The 15,749-nt window shown below is 67.8% G+C and carries 13 protein-coding genes and 5 pseudogenes; 7 read left to right on the plus strand and 11 right to left on the minus strand.

Annotated features, from left to right (window positions below):
• Positions 1–145: 145 nt before the first annotated feature.
• Positions 146–826 carry a DNA alkylation repair protein gene (locus tag ACIREO_RS37300; protein ID WP_404118854.1) on the minus strand — a complete coding sequence of 227 codons (681 nt, stop codon included), beginning with the start codon at positions 824–826 and terminating at the stop codon, positions 146–148.
• 241 nt (positions 827–1,067) lie between these two features.
• The gene (locus ACIREO_RS37305; RefSeq protein WP_404118857.1) at positions 1,068–2,567 is read right to left on the minus strand and encodes an MFS transporter; all 1,500 of its coding nucleotides are present in this window, start codon (positions 2,565–2,567) and stop codon (positions 1,068–1,070) included.
• 216 nt (positions 2,568–2,783) lie between these two features.
• On the opposite strand from ACIREO_RS37305, the gene ACIREO_RS37310 reads away from it, so the two are divergent.
• A complete protein-coding gene (locus ACIREO_RS37310; protein WP_404118859.1) occupies positions 2,784–3,623 on the plus strand; it encodes a helix-turn-helix domain-containing protein in 840 nt (279 codons plus the stop codon).
• Positions 3,624–3,813: 190 nt separating this feature from the next.
• Positions 3,814–4,278 (plus strand): annotated as a pseudogene (locus tag ACIREO_RS37315) (IS630 family transposase); the annotation flags it as partial.
• Here ACIREO_RS37315 and ACIREO_RS37320 read toward each other — a convergent pair.
• Together ACIREO_RS37320 and ACIREO_RS37325 are read right to left on the minus strand one after the other, a co-directional pair.
• Positions 4,242–5,024, minus strand: a complete 783-nt coding sequence (locus tag ACIREO_RS37320; RefSeq protein WP_404118862.1) for an SDR family oxidoreductase — start codon at positions 5,022–5,024, stop codon at positions 4,242–4,244. The pseudogene ACIREO_RS37315 and the gene ACIREO_RS37320 sit on opposite strands and share 37 nt — an antisense overlap.
• 79 nt (positions 5,025–5,103) lie before the next feature.
• On the minus strand, positions 5,104–5,682 hold the full coding sequence (locus tag ACIREO_RS37325; RefSeq protein WP_404118865.1) for a TetR/AcrR family transcriptional regulator: 579 nt from the start codon (positions 5,680–5,682) through the stop codon (positions 5,104–5,106).
• Positions 5,683–5,745: 63 nt separating this feature from the next.
• Here ACIREO_RS37325 and ACIREO_RS37330 point away from each other — a divergent pair.
• Positions 5,746–6,178: pseudogene (locus tag ACIREO_RS37330) on the plus strand (transposase); the annotation flags it as partial.
• A 149-nt stretch (positions 6,179–6,327) separates the two neighbouring features.
• Here the strand turns inward: ACIREO_RS37330 and ACIREO_RS37335 are convergent.
• A complete protein-coding gene (locus tag ACIREO_RS37335; RefSeq protein ID WP_404118867.1) occupies positions 6,328–6,744 on the minus strand; it encodes a winged helix-turn-helix transcriptional regulator in 417 nt (138 codons plus the stop codon).
• Between the two features lie 117 nt (positions 6,745–6,861).
• Between ACIREO_RS37335 and ACIREO_RS37340 the strand changes: the two genes are divergently transcribed.
• Both ACIREO_RS37340 and ACIREO_RS37345 read left to right on the plus strand, forming a co-directional pair.
• Positions 6,862–7,425 carry an SRPBCC domain-containing protein gene (locus ACIREO_RS37340; protein ID WP_404118870.1) on the plus strand — a complete coding sequence of 188 codons (564 nt, stop codon included), beginning with the start codon at positions 6,862–6,864 and terminating at the stop codon, positions 7,423–7,425.
• 170 nt (positions 7,426–7,595) lie between these two features.
• A complete protein-coding gene (locus tag ACIREO_RS37345) occupies positions 7,596–8,159 on the plus strand; it encodes an NADPH-dependent FMN reductase (protein WP_404118873.1) in 564 nt (187 codons plus the stop codon).
• Positions 8,160–8,230: 71 nt separating this feature from the next.
• Here ACIREO_RS37345 and ACIREO_RS37350 read toward each other — a convergent pair.
• A pseudogene (locus ACIREO_RS37350) lies at positions 8,231–8,547 on the minus strand (DDE-type integrase/transposase/recombinase); the annotation flags it as partial.
• Positions 8,548–8,907: 360 nt separating this feature from the next.
• Positions 8,908–9,474 (minus strand): annotated as a pseudogene (locus tag ACIREO_RS37355) (SDR family oxidoreductase); the annotation flags it as partial.
• A gap of 61 nt (positions 9,475–9,535) precedes the next feature.
• Here ACIREO_RS37355 and ACIREO_RS37360 point away from each other — a divergent pair.
• Entirely contained in the window at positions 9,536–10,009 is a 474-nt protein-coding gene (locus tag ACIREO_RS37360; protein ID WP_404118875.1) for an SDR family NAD(P)-dependent oxidoreductase, read from the plus strand.
• Between the two features lie 121 nt (positions 10,010–10,130).
• Here ACIREO_RS37360 and ACIREO_RS37365 read toward each other — a convergent pair.
• Together ACIREO_RS37365 and ACIREO_RS37370 are read right to left on the minus strand one after the other, a co-directional pair.
• A pseudogene (locus ACIREO_RS37365) lies at positions 10,131–10,519 on the minus strand (transposase); the annotation flags it as partial.
• A 440-nt stretch (positions 10,520–10,959) separates the two neighbouring features.
• Positions 10,960–11,784: an SDR family oxidoreductase gene (locus tag ACIREO_RS37370; RefSeq protein WP_404118877.1), complete on the minus strand. Its 825-nt coding sequence runs from the start codon at positions 11,782–11,784 to the stop codon at positions 10,960–10,962.
• A 70-nt stretch (positions 11,785–11,854) separates the two neighbouring features.
• Here ACIREO_RS37370 and ACIREO_RS37375 point away from each other — a divergent pair, with 70 nt between their 5' ends.
• The gene (locus ACIREO_RS37375; protein WP_404118879.1) at positions 11,855–12,475 is read left to right on the plus strand and encodes a TetR/AcrR family transcriptional regulator; all 621 of its coding nucleotides are present in this window, start codon (positions 11,855–11,857) and stop codon (positions 12,473–12,475) included.
• 101 nt (positions 12,476–12,576) lie between these two features.
• On the opposite strand, the gene ACIREO_RS37380 is transcribed toward ACIREO_RS37375, so the two are convergent.
• Together ACIREO_RS37380 and ACIREO_RS37385 are read right to left on the minus strand one after the other, a co-directional pair.
• Positions 12,577–13,281, minus strand: a complete 705-nt coding sequence (locus tag ACIREO_RS37380) for a response regulator transcription factor (RefSeq protein WP_404118882.1) — start codon at positions 13,279–13,281, stop codon at positions 12,577–12,579.
• A 70-nt stretch (positions 13,282–13,351) separates the two neighbouring features.
• On the minus strand, positions 13,352–15,571 hold the full coding sequence (locus tag ACIREO_RS37385; protein ID WP_404118885.1) for an MMPL family transporter: 2,220 nt from the start codon (positions 15,569–15,571) through the stop codon (positions 13,352–13,354).
• Between the last annotated feature and the right edge of the window lie 178 nt (positions 15,572–15,749).

Genomic DNA, 15,749 nt, shown 5'->3' on the forward strand with positions numbered 1-15,749 from the left:
CGCCACTCAGCACGTGGCACCCTCCCGCACAACCATGCAGGTCGCAGGCTTGACGTGACAGACGGCCAGCGGCCGCGTCAAGGCTCGTGCTGACTTGGGGCTGAGTTCCGTTGGCGTCCGTTCCGGGCCGATCGGGTCCGGCGTGCTAACGCCTTTTCACGAACCGGGCCCGCTCGCCCGGCGTCAGCCGTTCGGTCGCGTACCGCACGGTGATCCGCGGCAGCTCGGCCAGATGCTGGTCGAGGAAGTCCACCATCAGCCGCTCATCCCTGCGGCCGATCTCCCGCAGCATCCACCCCAACGCCTTGTGGATCAGCGGCTGAGGATCCCGGCGCAGTGTGAGAACAAGACGGAACGTCGGCTCGAAGCGGCCCGCACGGATCAGCGCCAGCGTGGCCAGCACCGCGATCCTGCGGTCCCACAGCCAAGCCGACCCGGCCAGCTCGTCCAGCACATCCAACGGTCCGTCCAGGAGCCAGGGACCCAGCACGACATGCGCGGAACCGTCCACCAGATCCCAGTTGTCCACGCAGTCGGTGCGCGCCAGATAGAAATCGACCAGTGCCTTCCGGTCGGCGCCCCGAGAGATCTGCACCTGCTCGGCCAGGATCAGCAGACCGCCGAACCGCTCGTCGTGCACCCGGCTGTGCAGGAGAACATCGACATCTTCCAGGGACAACTCCCGGTACCTCCGGGCCAGTTTGCGTATCACCGGAACACGTACGCCGAGCAGCTCGTCGTCGTCTGCGGGGCTGAGAACCCTCACCTGCTGGGCGCGGACATTCGGCTCCGCCAGATCCCGCAGCTCGGAACGCAATTCCTTCAAGGAGGCATCCGTCATAATGACGGACGCTAGCGCAGCGCAGTACCACCCGCACCCTTGGCGCCGGCGACGGCGTAGCAGGTCAACTCCCCTGCTGGCTCCGTCTACACGGTTGACCGTGGCCTCTTTCGAACAGATCGACAGAACACATGGCGGCCTGAGCACCGAAGCTTGACGAGTTAAAGCCCTGGGGTGTCTGTCCAGCGAGGATTGTGGTGCATCGATCCGCGGCCCAGGTACCTGACTACGCCCCTCCCGCGCGAGCCACCCGCCCTCCCCGGCGCGCGATGACTCCGAAGCCGACGATGAGCAGCAGCCCGGCTGCCGCAGCGTAGGCGAGGTGGTGACCGGAGAGGGACAGTGTGCCGTGGCGCGCTGATCCAGTGGTGGCCTGAGCGGTTGCGGCCAGGACGGCGGGCCCGATTGCGCTGCCGATCTGCAACGCGGTGGTCGTGATCGCAGAGGCGGTGCCGTGGGCATGGGTCGGGACGTTGCGCAGGCCGATGGCCGTGAGAGCGGGGAAGGCCAGGCCCTGGCCGATGCCGGTGACGATCAGGCCGACCATGACCGGGCCCGCGTAGGGACTGTGCGTTCCGGTTGTGCACCACAGCAGTACGCCACCGGCAGTGAGGAGGAGGCCCACGGCCAGGAGCGAGCGCGGGCCGCGGGTTTTCATCAGACGGCCGGAAAGGAGCGCGGCTGCCGCCACGGCGAGGCTGACCGGGAGAACAGCGAGACCTGACGTGGCCGGGGACATGCCGCGCAACTGCTGGAGGTAGAGCGGCAGCAGAAAAAGCGATCCGGTGACGCAGAAGTAGAAGGCGACAGCCACCACCGCGGTGGTCCGTACGCCGCGCTCGCGCAGCAGGTTCCGGTCCAGCAGGACTGACTCCCCCGTGCGGGTGCGGCCGCGGCGCCACCACAGATATCCGCAGGCCGCGGCGGCCACGATCATCGCCACCGCGGGCAGGCCGCCTCCCGGCCGGGTCGCCGTGTCTGCGCTCAGGACGGTCATGACGAGGGCTGCGACCAGCGCGCCGGCTCCTGTCATGTCCAGGTGCCCGGTCCGGTGTTCCTGGGTTCCCGGCGGTAGCAGGCGCAGCGCGGCCAGAGCCGTGGTCAGGGCTGCGCCGGCCTGCAGGGCGAACACCCAACGCCAACCCAGCGCGCTGGTGATCATCCCCCCGAGGACCAGACCAGTCCCGTAGCAGCTCGCCTGTGCGGCGGAGAACACGCCCAACGCCCGCGAGCGCATCGGCCCGCTGGAATACACCGACATCAGCAGCGCGGTAGCGGCCGGCATGGTGACCGCCGCACCAACTCCCTGCAGAACGCGTCCCGCCACAACCATCCAGAAGGCCGACGCCATCAAGGCCAGCACAGCGCCCGCCACGACCACCGCCAGACCCCAGACCAGCACACGCCGGCGTCGCAGCCGGTCTGCCAGGGCTCCCCCGCACAACAGCAGGCCGGCGAAGGCGAGCGCGTACCCGGTCACGGCCCAGGACAGGTTCTGTGCCGATGTGGCGAACCGCGCGCCCACAGAGGGCAGAGCGCTGTTGAGTACGGCGACACCACCGGCATCCAGTCCGGCAGCCGCGCTCAGCACAGCCAGCGGCGTGTACCGGCTCAGCCGTGGCCCTACGGGCACGCCCCGGCCCGGCCGCGTCGCTCGTACCGGAGCAGCGGGCGCAGGCGAGCAGGACAGGGCCGACGAAAGCCCTTCGTCAGAAGGTGTGGACATGAAAGGGCTCCAAGAGAGCGTGCGGAGGTCGCAACGCAGGTCGAGCCCATCCTCGTTGGTGGTGCCGATCGCGTCGCGGTCACTGTCTGCGGCCAGTCTTTGTCGCACCACTCACGCGCCACGAGACACCGCTGCGGGCAAGCCCCGCCGGGGGTAGCCCTCGCAGGACCACCCCCAGCACGTGAAGAAGACAGATGGCGTACCGATAATCGACGCATGGCATCGCCCGCACCCCTGCCAGACCTGGCTCACTATCTGCGCTCACGCCGAGCGCGCCTGACCCCCGAAGCAGCCGGACTTCCCCGCAGTGACACACGACGGCTGAAGGGACTACGCCGTGCTGAGGTCGCCGCGCTGGCCGGCATCAGTCCCGAGTACTACACCCGTCTCGAACAAGGCCGCCAGCGTCACCCGTCGCCCGGAGTCCTGGATGCTATCGCCACCGCCTTGCAACTCGACATCGACGCCCGCCACCACCTGCACCATCTCACCGGCGCCCCGGCGCAGCAGACGGGCCCGGCCACCGCCCAAACCCCGCGGGTTCCGGACGGCACCCTGCGATTGCTCGACTCGCTGACTCTCTGGCCCGCGCACGTCGTGACCCCCATGCGCGACATCTTGGCCTGGAACGATCCGGAAACGTGGCTGCTTTTCGATTACGCCGAGCTACCGGTCCAGCACCGGAACTTCGCCTGGTTCACCTTCTGCGACCCCCGCGCCCCGCGCCTCCTCGCTGACTGGGAGAAAGTGGCCCGCAGCAACGTGCATCGCTTGCGCCACGCGCTGGCCGCCGATCCTCACAGCCGACGCGGCCATCGGATCGTCGCCGAACTGACCGCGTGTAGTGGCGACTTCGCCGCGATCTGGGAAGAACACGAGGTACGTGGACCGACCACCGGGGTCCATGGCTTCCGCCACCCGCAAGCGGGCCGGCTCGACCTTGGCTACACCGCCTACGTCGTCCCTGGCGCCCAGCCCCTCGAGCTCGTCGTGCTCACCGCGGAAGAAGACTCGCCCACGCACAGGGCGCTGAAGCAGGCCGCGGCCGAGCGCTGAGCACCGCGATGCGCCATCAGCCTCCGTCACTCCCCTCGCTCCCCGCGCGAAGATCCGGTCCAGCTGGGGACGGAGGATCGCGATCGCCAACTCCATGGTGCGCCGGCACCAGCATGCCGGCACCACTGCCCGTCCCGGTGCGACGTGATCGTCGGAAGCCGGCCGAAACACGCCGCCGGCGCCGCTCTCGGGCATCAACCGGCGCCGTAAGGGCATCGCTCCGACCTGGGCCGCGCTCAAGAACATCCGGGCAGCGAGTCCCGACGGCGCCCCGATCTACGTGATCCTGGGCAACCTGTCCGCCCACAAGATCGTGCGCGTTCCACGCTGGGCGGTCCGGAACAAGGTCGAGCTGTGCTTCACACCGACGAACGTGTCCTGGGCGAACCCGACCGAGGAGCGCTTCGGGCCACTACGGCAGTTCACCCTCGCTAACTCCCACCACCCCAACCACACCGTGCAGACACGGGAGTTGCACCGGTATCTGCGCTGGCGCAACCAGAATGCCCGGCACCCCGACGTCCTTGCCGCACAACGACGCGAACGCGCCCGCGTCCGCAGCGAGAAGGGCATCCGCTGGGGCGGACGTCTCCTCACCGTCCCAGCGCAGCAGTCGTCTCACACCGTCTTGATGCCGCCGCCCTCGACGACGTAATCGGCGCCGGTGACGCTTGCCGCGCGGCCCGAGGCGAGAAACGCGACGACGGCCGCGACCTCATCGGCCTCGACCATACGGCCAGTGGTCATGCCCATCGCCGCGGGCACCCCGGCCACGAAGTCGCGGTGCCCGATACCGTTCGCCTCTGCGAGGCGGGCACCGAAGCCGTCGGCGTCCTCCCACATACCGGTACGCGTCGGACCGGGAGAGACAGTGTTCACACGTACACCCTGGGGCCCGAACTCCTCGGACAGCGCCTTGCCGAACGCGTTGAGACCGGCCTTCGCGACGCCGTACTCGATGGGGCCCGTGCCCGGCAGGCGTGCGCTCATCGACGAGATGTTCACCACCGAACCGCGGCGCACCAAGAGGCTCGGCAGCAGTCGACGGGTAACCCGGACCGTGCCGAACAGGTTGACCTCGAAGCTCTGCGCCCACAGGGCGTCGTCGGTCGCGAGGAACCCGTTGAGGGTGAACGTGTCGCCGCCGCCCAGGTTGTTGACCAGGATGTCCACCCCACCGAGTTTCGCGAGCGCCTGTGCCCCCAACTCCTCGGCACCTCCCGACGTGCTCAGGTCGACCGCGACCGGGTGCGTGCCGGCCTTCTTCAGCTCGGCCGTGATCGTACGGGCCGCACCCACCACGCGGACCCCCTCGGCGACGAGCTGCCGTGTGATCGCGAGGCCCACGCCTCGGCTGGCCCCGGTGACGACCGCGGTCTTCCCGGCGAGATCGAGCTCCATGTCGGACTCCTTGAATATATTTGAATTACAGGTACAAAATTAGGCCAAAAAGAGAGAGCCGCTGACCGGCGGTGCCGGACTACAGCGACGCCATCGCCGCGTCCACGACCCGCCTCAACTGCGTCGCGTCCTCGGCGGTCTTAGCCAACACCCGCATGCCGATCACCGTCGCGAGCAGCCAGGCGGCCATCGCCGCCGCGTCGCGGCCACCAGCGATCTCGCCGGCCCGCTGACCTTCCTCAACGGTCGCCCGGAACGCACTCTCCGTACGCGCGAACATCTTGCGCACCGTCTCAGCCGCCCCGGCGTCCGAGGTAGCCAACTCGGCGGCAGTGTTGACCGCCATGCAGCCGCGCCGATCCGGGTCACCCAAGTCGAGCTCGACCAACGCCTCCAGCGCACCCCTCAGTCGATCCTTCGCCGAACCGGGATGATCGAGAAGCGACTCCAGCCACGCGGCCTGCGAGTCGCGATAGCGCATGAGCGCCCGCTCGAACAAGGCATGCTTGCTGCCGAAGGTGTTGTACAGGCTGCCCTTACCGATGCCGACCTCGTCCACGAGGTCCTGCGGCGTCGTCGCCGCGTACCCCTTGCGCCAGAACACGCCCATCGCGCGCTCCACCGCCACATCCGGATCGAACTGCTTCGGCCTGCCCATGGCGCTACCGTAGCACCATTTTTGACCTTGAGGTCAAAAGCACGTTGCTTCTCGACGCCCACCGCCGACGACCTCGCCGAGGCGGTCGAAGAGGCTTTCCCTCAGCACCCGGGCGCTGAGATCATCCTCAGCTTCCCCGCCCTCGGCGTCCAGCTCGGCACCCGGGTGCTTGCCGAGATCGGAGACGACAAGACCCGCTTCGCCGACGCCCGCGGCCTGAAAGCGTTACGTGGGCGCCTCGCCCATCACCAGGGCCTCCGGCAAGAAGTCGAGCATCACCCGGCGATGGGTCAAGAACGACCGGCTCAACGCCGCCGACTACCTCTGGGCCTTCGTCTCCATCACGGCCTCGGCCGGCGCCAAGGCCCACTACCGGCGCCGACGCGATGACCACGGCGACTGGCACGCGGCAGCACAACGCAACCTCTGCAACCGCATGCTCGGCCAGCTCTACTACTGCCTCCAGCACCACGAGTCGTTCGAACGCCCGCGCTAGAACCGTAGGACAAGCTTAGGAGTTCGCGACGCGGTTCTGTGCTGCCGCATGGCTGGGGCGGGTGACTGCAGCAAGTGACGCCTGTGCGCCGGGCATGCTCGGTTTCTGAGAGGGCGTGGATGTCGGCAGGGCTCATGCTGGGCCGAAAATCAGCGCAGCCGTCCGGCTCGCCGGCCTTCTGCTTCGAACTCGGTTCGGTTCTGGATGACCTCCCCTTGGTGCTCCCGGACCCAGTGGACGATGCCGTCCACGGCGTCGCTGAGCGACCGGCCCAGCGGTGTGAGGGCGTACTCGACGCGGGGTGGGACTTCCGCGTACGCCGTCCTCGTCACCAGCCCGTCATTGGTCAGGAGCCGCAAGGTCTGGCTGAGCATCCTCTGTGAGATGCCTGCCACTTGTTCGTACAGGGTGGTGAAGCGTAGCGGCCCGGACACGAGCGCGGTGATCACCAGGACGGTCCATTTGTCTCCCACTCGGGCAAGCACGTCCCGCACGAGTTCGATGGTCTCGATGCATTCCGGGGCGACTCCCCTGGCAACGAGATCAGAACGGAGGGGTGCGGCCATACGATTCTTCCTCCCGCGTACGCAAGTGACGTCAAAGTGCGTGACTCCGCGCCGGACTAATCCGCGGGATCATGCCGTTTCCTACTGATCGTAACTCGCAGACAGGAGCGCACAGTCATGACCGAAAACCAAGACAGCGCAGTAGAGCAGACCCATGGCACACCGTCCGAGTCGGTCCCCAGCGGTGTCCGGCACGATACGTTCACGGTGACACTGCGCCTCTCCGCGTCCCCCGCCGAGGTGTTCCGTGCGTTCGCCGACTCCGACCTCCGGCGGCGGTGGTTCAAGCTCCCCGGCAGCGGAGCAACGTACGAACACGACTTCCGCGTGGGCGGTGGTGAGACCGCGTACAGCACTTTCACAACCCTCGATACGCCCCCGCAACAGCTCAAGTTCTGGTCACGGTATATCGACATCACCCCAGATGTCCGAATCGTGTACGTCTACGAGTCTCACGTCGACGGAGTGCTGCGCTGGACCTCCCTCGCGACCGTCGAGCTGCACGCCGAGCCGGGTGGGGCCGAGCTCGCCTGGACGGAGCAAGTCGCGTTCGTCGCACCGACAGGCGACGGAAGCGACGACCTACTGCATGTTCGCGGCGGGACACGTCTGCGGTTGAACGGCCTTGTAGCGGCTCTCGAATCACCCCACACGCCGAGGAAGACAACCTCGCTCACATGACATGCGGCGCACAGGCCAACGCCAGCGAGGTTCCTCCCTGAAGGTGCGTAACTGACTTCGAAGTGCGTAAGGAGGTGCCGGGGCCAGCCCTGGCACCCTCAGTTCATACTGATAGTAAGTTTTGGCGTGCTCACGCGCCCCTTCCCCCTCACCACGACATGGAGATGCACATGACCAGAATTGGGATCATCCTTGGCAGCACCCGCCCCGGCCGCGTTGGACCTCAGGTCGCGCAGTGGATCGAGAAGACGGCCAGGGCACGCGAGGACGCCGACTTCGAACTCGTCGACCTCGCCGACTACGACCTGCCCCTGTTCGACGAGCCACGATCCCCGCTGATGGGCGAATACGAGCACGCCCACACCCGCGCCTGGAGCGCCCGGGTCGCTGAGCTCGACGGGTACGTATTCGTCACCCCCGAGTACAACCGGTCGATCCCATCGGCGCTCAAAAACGCCATAGATTTCCTCTACAGGGAGTGGAACAACAAAGCCGCCGGCTTCGTCGCGTACGGCAGCAACGTCAGTGGCGCCCGCGCCGTCGAACACCTGCGACTCATCGCCGGAGCGCTGCAACTGGCAACCGTGCGTACCCAGGTCAACCTGTCACTCGCGACCGACTTCGAGAAATTCACGACGTTCGAGCCTGCCGCACGCCACGACAATGCGCTCCAGCAGATGCTCACCGAAGTGATCGCCTGGACCAACGCGCTCGCACCGCTTCGCCAAGCCTGAACCCTGAGGCCCGTTCAACGGGTCATATCTGTGGGAGAGGGGTCTGATGCAGGGTTGGGTGTCAGGGTCAGTCACGCGGCTTGGAGGGCCGGTGTGGTCATGACGGTTTCGTACTCGACGGGGGTCAGCCGGCCGGATGAGGCTTGTCTTCGGCGTCGGGGCAACCGCATTGTCGAGAGCTGCAACGGCGAGGCGGGACATCATCCGGGCGTCGATGGAGTAACCCACGATCGATCCTCCTGCTGAAGGCGTCCTTGACCGCGCACAGATACGACTTTCCGTCAGCCGTGGCGTGTTCGGCGGTGTCGGTGACCCACAGCCGGTTCGGGCCGGCCTTCTCGAAGTCGATCGGCGATCGTGGTCCGCGGCGGGAATGTCTGCGTCGGGTGTTGTAGCGATGGAGTCATCGGAAGGCGTCGGGGCTGGCGCTCGTCGGGCGACCCTTTCCGGCCCTGGAGTGTCTCGCTTTGAAGTACTCGGTGAGTGCGCTGTCCGCGCTGGACCCGCGATTGCGCTCATGCTTCGCCGGACTCCTGCTGAATGGCATGCTTCGGCGACTGCCCTGCTGGTGCACTGGGCCCCGTGGTCGGTGTGCATGATCGATCTGGCGAGGCTGCCGCGGGTGCGGATCGCCGCGGCCAGGGCGTCGGTGTGACGAGGTCCGTGCGCACGTGGTCGGCGATCGCCCAGTTGGCCAGACGGCGCGAGGCGAGGTCGATGACGGTCGCCAGGTAGCAGACCTTCCCGATCAGGCCAGGCCGCCGGTTGCCCGCAGATTTTGACCGGTGATCCACCGGCCGTCCTGGCCGACAAGAAGGGCGACGACGTCGGCGACATCGGCGGGCTGTCCGAGTCGGCCGAGGGGTGTCATGCCGGCGACGGCCTGGAGGGCTTGCGGGGGATTGGCTGCATGCAACATCTCGGTGTCCGTGGCTCCGGGAGAGACAGTGTTGACCGTGATGCGGCGTGCCCCGAGTTCCCGCGCTGCAATCGCGGTCAGCTGCTCGACGGCGCCCTTGCTGGCGGCGTAGGGGCCGATGCCTGGAGCAGGCCGCACCGTGTTCATCGTGGAGATGTTGACGATCCGGCCGCCGTCGCGCATCCGTTGGGCCGCGTGACGCATGGTCATGAAGACCGATCGGGCGTTCACCGCCATCACGTTGTCGAACACCGCGGTGCTGGTCTCCGCGAGCGGGACTGGAGCATGAGACATCGCGGCGTTGTTCACCAAGATGTCCAGGCCGCCAAGATGCGTCTCAGCGGTCTCCATGAGCTGCTCTGCTCCACCTGGCTCGGCCAGGTCCAGGCGCACGGCGTGATTCAGACTCCCTAGATAGTCTCTATGCACGTCGTTGGGAGGGGCAGTGCTGGAAGGTATGGCAGCCGTCGTCACGGGTGGTTCCCGCGGCATCGGTCGGGCGATTGTCCAACGTCTGTGCCGTGATGGAGCCAACGTGGTCTTCAGTCGCCCCCCTTTCACGGCTCTGCTGGAGCGGACGGCCCGCGAACGCGAGCGGATCACAGCGCAGATCAACGATCTCCTGCAGGCCCGGGAGACTCTCGAAGGGATGGTGACCACGGCCCGAGCCCACCGGGATTGGACCTCCTACGTCGCTTCACCCACCGGCTTCGGCAACAAATCGCCAGATCGTGGTCACCAAGCGTTGAAGGCGAAGGTAGGTACTGAGGAACGCCCCGAGGTAGAGCCCGGCAAGCCGGCTCAGCCCTGTCCCCTCCTGCGTGCCTGCCCAGGCGGCGCTTGGCCGCCTGGGCCGCGGCCCTCACGCCGGGGCATTGGCGAATGCCGCGCGGATCTGTGTGCAGAAGGACCTGGTCAAAGAAGGCTGTGAGGCCCTCCTCGCTTCCGGGAAACATCTTCGGCAGAGAAGACCGTGCCCATGAGGTCCGCCGGACGGTACACCTGAGCTTGACGGAGCTCGTGCACGTGCAGCGTCACCGTGGCAGGGGAAACCGCCTCGACACAGGCGACGTTCCAGCGCCGGGGTTGAGGTCGGGGGCGTAGGGCGGCAGGTAGTGGATGGTCAGCCAGTCGCGGGATTCGGCGAACTCCCGCAGACCTGCGGCTTTGCGGACGTTGAGCTTGTCCCAGATGAGGACGATGGGGCCATCGAGTTGTTGGTGGGCGGCGATCAGCAGGTCCCGGTAGTCGCGCCAGGAGAAACTTTTGCGCCCGTCACGGTTGCCGTCGTCCCGTCGCGGCGGTAGATCAGCTTCGATCGGTGGCCGGGTTCGTAGCAGGTCAGCGCGGCAATGGAGAGTCGGCGGCGGGGACGGCCGCGGACCCGGACCACCGGGGTGCGGCCGCGTGGTGACCAGGTCCTGGCGTGCGGCGGCGTCATGGAGAAGCCGGCTTCGTCCGCGAAGACCAGCCACGCTCCACGGGCCGCCGCTAGCCTTCCGCGCGGGGCCACACCCGCTGGTCCTCCCAGCCATGCGCGGCCGGCCCCTTGGCCAGCTCCGCCTCCAGCTGAGCGAACTGCCGATCGCTGAGCCTCGGCAGGGACGCCGGCCCCTGCGACCGCAGGGATCGTGGGCCGCCCTCGGCCCCCGCGTGCCGCCGTCGCTGGACCGAACGGACACCGGCCCGCAGATCTCTGGCGATCGCGGTACCGCCCTCACCCTGGGTGAACCGCTCGGGAGCCTGGAGCCGTAACTCCTCGCGGAACTACTGCCGTTCGGCGGTCAGCCCGCCCCCTTGTGGATCCGCATGACTCGGGTGATACCGCAGCCACCGGCCAGCCGTCACCCCCTACGACACCACGCGGCCAATCTCAGTAGGTCAGCCGCGCACGCTCGGCCGGCTCGCCCTGATGGCGGCGACAACGCCGCCGTCGACGAGGAGGTCGGTGCCGCTGATGAACGTGGCGGTCGGGCCGAGGAGGAACGCGGCCGCCTCGGCAATGTCACCCGGCGTGCCCAGCCGCTTGGCGGCTGACGCGTCGATCATGGCGCGCATCTGGGCGCCGTTGCCGCTCTCGAGTTCCTCACGACCCATGGGGGTGGAGATGACGCCGGGGCTGATGGAGTTGATCCGGGCGCCGCGCACTCCCCATTGCACGCTGGCCCCTTGGACGCGGAGCTGATTGGCGCGCTTGGCCAGACTGTAGGCACCGGCACTGGTCTCCGGGGCGACGAAGGGCAGCTTGAGCAACTCGTCGGCAGGGGCGTGGGCCAGGGCCTGTTCCTGCGCGGCGTCGAGAGGCGCGATCATGTAGCCGCCCATGCTGGCGATGACCACTCCCGCCCCTCCCGGAGCGACGACCCGGCCGAACTCCTCCAGGACCAGGGCCACGCCCACCAGGTCCACTTCCAGGATCGCGGCAACAGGCGCCTGGACCGGGGAGAGGCCCGCCGTGTGCGCGACTTCGACGACACTGCCGAGAGCCGCCGCCTCGTCGGCGAGGGCGGTCACCGACGCACGGGAGGAAACATCGACGGGGCGCGTGACCACGTCATGACCTTCGCCCCGCAGCGTTTCGGCGGCGGCGCTCAGCAGCTCTTCGTTGAAGTCGGCGAGCAACACCTTCCTGCCCGCTCCCTGCCGCCGGGCAATGCTCTGCCCCATTCCACCGACACCGATGACGACCACGACGTTGGCGCTCATGAGAAGACCCTCCATATACGTTACGACCCGTTTCGTAACTGAAGCGTACACCAGGGCTTAGGATGAAGAAATGGGAGAGGTACGTCGGCCGGGCCGACCACGCGACACGACCGCGGACCGGGCCATCCTCGAAGCCACCCGGGATCTGGTCATCGAGAAGGGCTATGCCCGGCTGTCGATGGAAGGCGTCGCCGCGCGCACCGGAGTGGGCAAGCCGACCGTGTATCGGCGCTGGCCCTCCAAGGGCGCTCTTGTCGCCGACGCACTCCGTCACAACATCCTGACTACCGCTCCGGGGCACTCTGCGGAGCCGCCGGACACCGGTGATATCGAGAACGACCTGAGGATCTGGCACCGCGAGTACGCCCGGGTTACCGCGGACCCGCGCAATGTCCCACTGCTTCTGGCGCTGACCGCCGCGGCGGCTGAGAACCCGGACGATGCCGAGGTGCTGTACCGGCAACTCGCCGGCCCTCAGCACCAGGCGCTCACCGAACGGCTGCGTTCCGCGGTGGACGCGGGAGACCTCCGGGCCGACACCGATCTGGAAGCCGTCGCAGACGCCTTGATCGGCGCTCTGCTGTACCAGCTCCTGACGGGAAACGCCGCAGCCGCCGGACAGCGAGCGGCCGCTCTCCTCGACATCCTGCTTGCCGGCCTGCACACCCCACCGACGTCGCGCCAGACATGAGGTCAGGACGGCAGAATCGGCCTGTTCCGACCTCAGGATTCAACACCTTGCAACAACAGAGTTCCCGTCAGAACACGGCGAGAACTCGTGAACGAACGAGGCTAGGGCTCTTCGTTCGGTTCAGGTGGGGGGAGCCGGATCGCTAGAGGGGCGTGGTTCGCGCTCGTCACTGCCGCGTCGGGGATGGGCCGGTTTCCTGGGACGATCAGTCGGCTTTCGTAGGCGAGGGTCACAAGGTGGGCTCTGCTGGAGATTCCGAGTTTGTGCATGATCCGGTGGACGTGCGTCTTGACAGTGAAAGGGCTCAGGCCGAGTGCGTGGGCGATGGCGGTGTTGTCCGGCTGGGTGGCGACGAGAGCGAGAATCTCGCGTTCACGCCGCGAGAGCGGCGCAAGTGCCACGGAGGGGGCGGGCGCCGGGGGCGGGGAGGGCGCGGGAGAGATGACCATTCCGCCGCGGCAGACGACGTCGAGCGCGGTGAGGAATTCGTCGGCTTCGAGGTAGAGGCCGAGCACGCCGGTCACTCCTGCCCCTGCGAGGAGCACGAGTTCGGCCGGAGGGATGTTTCCGAGAACGACGATCCGGACTTGGCCGGATGCCTGGCGCAGTGCCGCGGCCGGTGTGGCCCCGCCGAGTTCGCGGGTCTCGATCAGCAGGATGTCGCAGGTCGTGGTGGACAGGACGGTCAGGGCCTCGGCCAGGGTCTCCGTCTGGGCCCGGAGGCTGAAGGCGGGGGATGCGGCGATCACGTGGGCGTAGGCGTCACGGACGAGGGCGGGGCCGACTGCGAGGAGTACCCGATACATCGGCGTCCTTCGGGCAGGTGTCAGGCCCGCGGCGCCGTGGCGGCCGCGGGCCTGTGGGATGAGTTGGCTGTCAGCGGCTGTCGTCCGCGGAGCCGGCGAAGCTGAGTTCACGGTCCGTGGTCGCGGCGGCCGGAGTGTGCCGGGCGAGCTTTTCGCCTTCGATGTCCACATTGGGCAGGATGCGGTCGATCCAGGCAGGCAGGGACCATGCGCGCTTGCCGAGCAGTGCGAGGGCGGCGGGCACGAGCGTCATGCGGACGATGAACGCGTCGAAGGCGACGGCGATCGCGAGACCGAACCCCAGTGACTTGATCATGGCGTCGTGGGAGCCGACGAAGCCGGCGAACACGCTGATCATGATGAGGGCCGCGGCGGTGACGACCGTCGCGCTGTGCTTGAAGCCCGTCTCGATCGCGGTGCGGGCGTCGTCGCCGTGGATGTATGCCTCGCGCATGCGGGTCACCAGGAACACCTGGTAGTCCATGGCCAGGCCGAAGACGATGCCGACCAGGATGACGGGCATCAGGCTCATGATGGGGCCGGTCTGTTCCAGGCCGATCAGATCCTTCAGCCAGCCCCATTGGAAGACCGCGACGAGTGCGCCCAGGGAGGCAAGCACGGAGAGCAGGAAGCCGAGGGCCGCCTTGATGGGGACCAGAATGGAGCGGAAGACCAGGATCAGGACGAGGATGGCCAGGCCGACGACGAGGGCCAGGTAGGGCACGATCGCCGCGCTGAACTTGTCGGAGATGTCGATGTTGAGGGCTGTGGTGCCTGTCACCAGGGAACGGGCCCCGGTGTCCGAGTGCAGGTCATCGGCCACCTCGCGAATGTCGGCGACGAGATTCTTGGTCTCGTCGCTGCCCGGTGCGCTCTTGGGGGTGACGGTGATGATGGCCGTGTCTCCGGCCTCGTTGAAGACGGCCGGGGTAACGGCGGCAACGTCCGGCAGGGCTGCCAGGGACTTGCTCGCACCCTCGGCGCTGCGGCGGGCGACGCCCGGGTCCTTGTCGTCGACGGTCACAGTGAGGGGGCCGTTGAAGCCGGGTCCGAAGGACTGCGACAACATGTCGTAGGCCTTGCGCTGAGTGGACGAGCTGGTCTTGGAGCCGTCGTCCGGCAGCCCGAGTTCGAGCTGGGTGGCGGGCAGTGCGACCACGCCGAGGGCGACCACGGCAAGCAGCAGCATCCTTGTCGGCTTGCGCACGACGTACGAGATCCAGCGTTGTCCCAGTCCCGGCTTGCGCTTCTCGGTGTCGGGGGCGGTCTTCTCGCGCGCCTTGCCACGGACGCGTTCACCGGCGAAGCCAAGAAGCGCGGGGATCAGGGTGATGGCGACGAGGACGGCGATGACGACAGCGCCCGAGGCGGCGAGGCCCATCGCGGTCAGGATGGGCAGGTTGACCACGGCGAGGCCGGCCAGGGCGATGACGACGGTCAATCCGGCGAAGACCACGGCGGATCCGGCGGTGCCGTTGGCGCGGGCGGCGGCCTCGCGGGCGTCGTAGCCGTCCGCACGTTCGGAGCGGTAGCGGGAGACGATGAACAGGGCGTAGTCGATGCCGACGGCGATGCCCAGCATCGTGGCTAGGGCAGAGGCGTTGCTGTTGAGGTCGAGCGGGCCGCTGAGCGCGGTGATGGCGAACATGCTCACACCGACTCCGACCAGCGCGGTGAGCAGAGGAAGGCCGGCAGCGATCAGGGAGCCGAAGGTGATGAGGAGAATGACGGCGGCCAGGGCGAAGCCGATGGCCTCAGCGGTGTGGCTCTCTTCGGGGGCGGCGAGCGCGTTGCCGGACGCTTCCACCGTCAGCCCTTGGTCACGGCCCGATTCCAGGGCCTTGTCCAGGCCGGCGTGGTCGCCGTCGGTGAGGTCGGCGTCCTTGGCGGTGTAGGTGACCTGGGCATAGGCGGTGGTGTCGTCCGCGCTCAGTGCCTTGGAGGCGAAGGGGTCGCTGACCTTTCCGACCTGGGAGGAGGAGCCCTTCACGTCGGCCAGGGCCGCTTCGAGGGCGGCCTTGTTCTCCGGGTCGCTGATCTTCTCGCCGTCGGGGGCACGCAGTACGACGCGGGCGGTGGCTCCGTCGGCGTTGGCAGCCGGGAACTTCTCCCCCAGAAGGTCGAAAGCCCTCTGGGCCTCTGTGCCGGGCAGAGTGATGCTTGAGCTGGTGGGGCCCGAGCTGTTGGCGGCGCCGACGCCCACGGCGCCCAGGACGAGCGCCCAGAGAAGAACGACCAGCCAGCGCCGCTTGAACGCGACCCCGCCGATCTTGTGCAGAAAGGTTGCCATGAGGGAGGTGCTCCGGATCGAAGGTGTTTGTGGCGTGCGGTGCCCTGAGCCCGGCGGTGACGCAAGTGCGGGACCCTTAAGGGCATGCGGAAGTAGACGAGCGGCGCTCAGGCCGTTGTCAGGGTGTGAGTGATCGCCGGCACACACAGGGGCGGCACGGCAGGAGCGGAATTCGGGG

The sequence above is a fragment of the Streptomyces sp. NPDC102441 genome, from assembly GCF_044765585.1.
Lineage (GTDB): Bacteria > Actinomycetota > Actinomycetes > Streptomycetales > Streptomycetaceae > Streptomyces.

What these genes read in the sequence shown, in the direction of transcription:
- ACIREO_RS37385 (WP_404118885.1), bottom strand. Translation starts at nt 15,571, where the DNA reads ATGGCAACCTTTCTGCACAAGATCGGCGGGGTCGCGTTCAAGCGGCGC.
- ACIREO_RS37360 (WP_404118875.1), top strand. Translation starts at nt 9,536, where the DNA reads ATGGCAGCCGTCGTCACGGGTGGTTCCCGCGGCATCGGTCGGGCGATT.
- ACIREO_RS37305 (WP_404118857.1), bottom strand. Translation starts at nt 2,567, where the DNA reads ATGTCCACACCTTCTGACGAAGGGCTTTCGTCGGCCCTGTCCTGCTCG.
- ACIREO_RS37370 (WP_404118877.1), bottom strand. Translation starts at nt 11,784, where the DNA reads ATGAGCGCCAACGTCGTGGTCGTCATCGGTGTCGGTGGAATGGGGCAG.
- ACIREO_RS37345 (WP_404118873.1), top strand. Translation starts at nt 7,596, where the DNA reads ATGACCAGAATTGGGATCATCCTTGGCAGCACCCGCCCCGGCCGCGTT.
- ACIREO_RS37375 (WP_404118879.1), top strand. Translation starts at nt 11,855, where the DNA reads ATGGGAGAGGTACGTCGGCCGGGCCGACCACGCGACACGACCGCGGAC.
- ACIREO_RS37380 (WP_404118882.1), bottom strand. Translation starts at nt 13,281, where the DNA reads ATGTATCGGGTACTCCTCGCAGTCGGCCCCGCCCTCGTCCGTGACGCC.
- ACIREO_RS37340 (WP_404118870.1), top strand. Translation starts at nt 6,862, where the DNA reads ATGACCGAAAACCAAGACAGCGCAGTAGAGCAGACCCATGGCACACCG.
- ACIREO_RS37325 (WP_404118865.1), bottom strand. Translation starts at nt 5,682, where the DNA reads ATGGGCAGGCCGAAGCAGTTCGATCCGGATGTGGCGGTGGAGCGCGCG.
- ACIREO_RS37335 (WP_404118867.1), bottom strand. Translation starts at nt 6,744, where the DNA reads ATGGCCGCACCCCTCCGTTCTGATCTCGTTGCCAGGGGAGTCGCCCCG.
- ACIREO_RS37320 (WP_404118862.1), bottom strand. Translation starts at nt 5,024, where the DNA reads ATGGAGCTCGATCTCGCCGGGAAGACCGCGGTCGTCACCGGGGCCAGC.
- ACIREO_RS37310 (WP_404118859.1), top strand. Translation starts at nt 2,784, where the DNA reads ATGGCATCGCCCGCACCCCTGCCAGACCTGGCTCACTATCTGCGCTCA.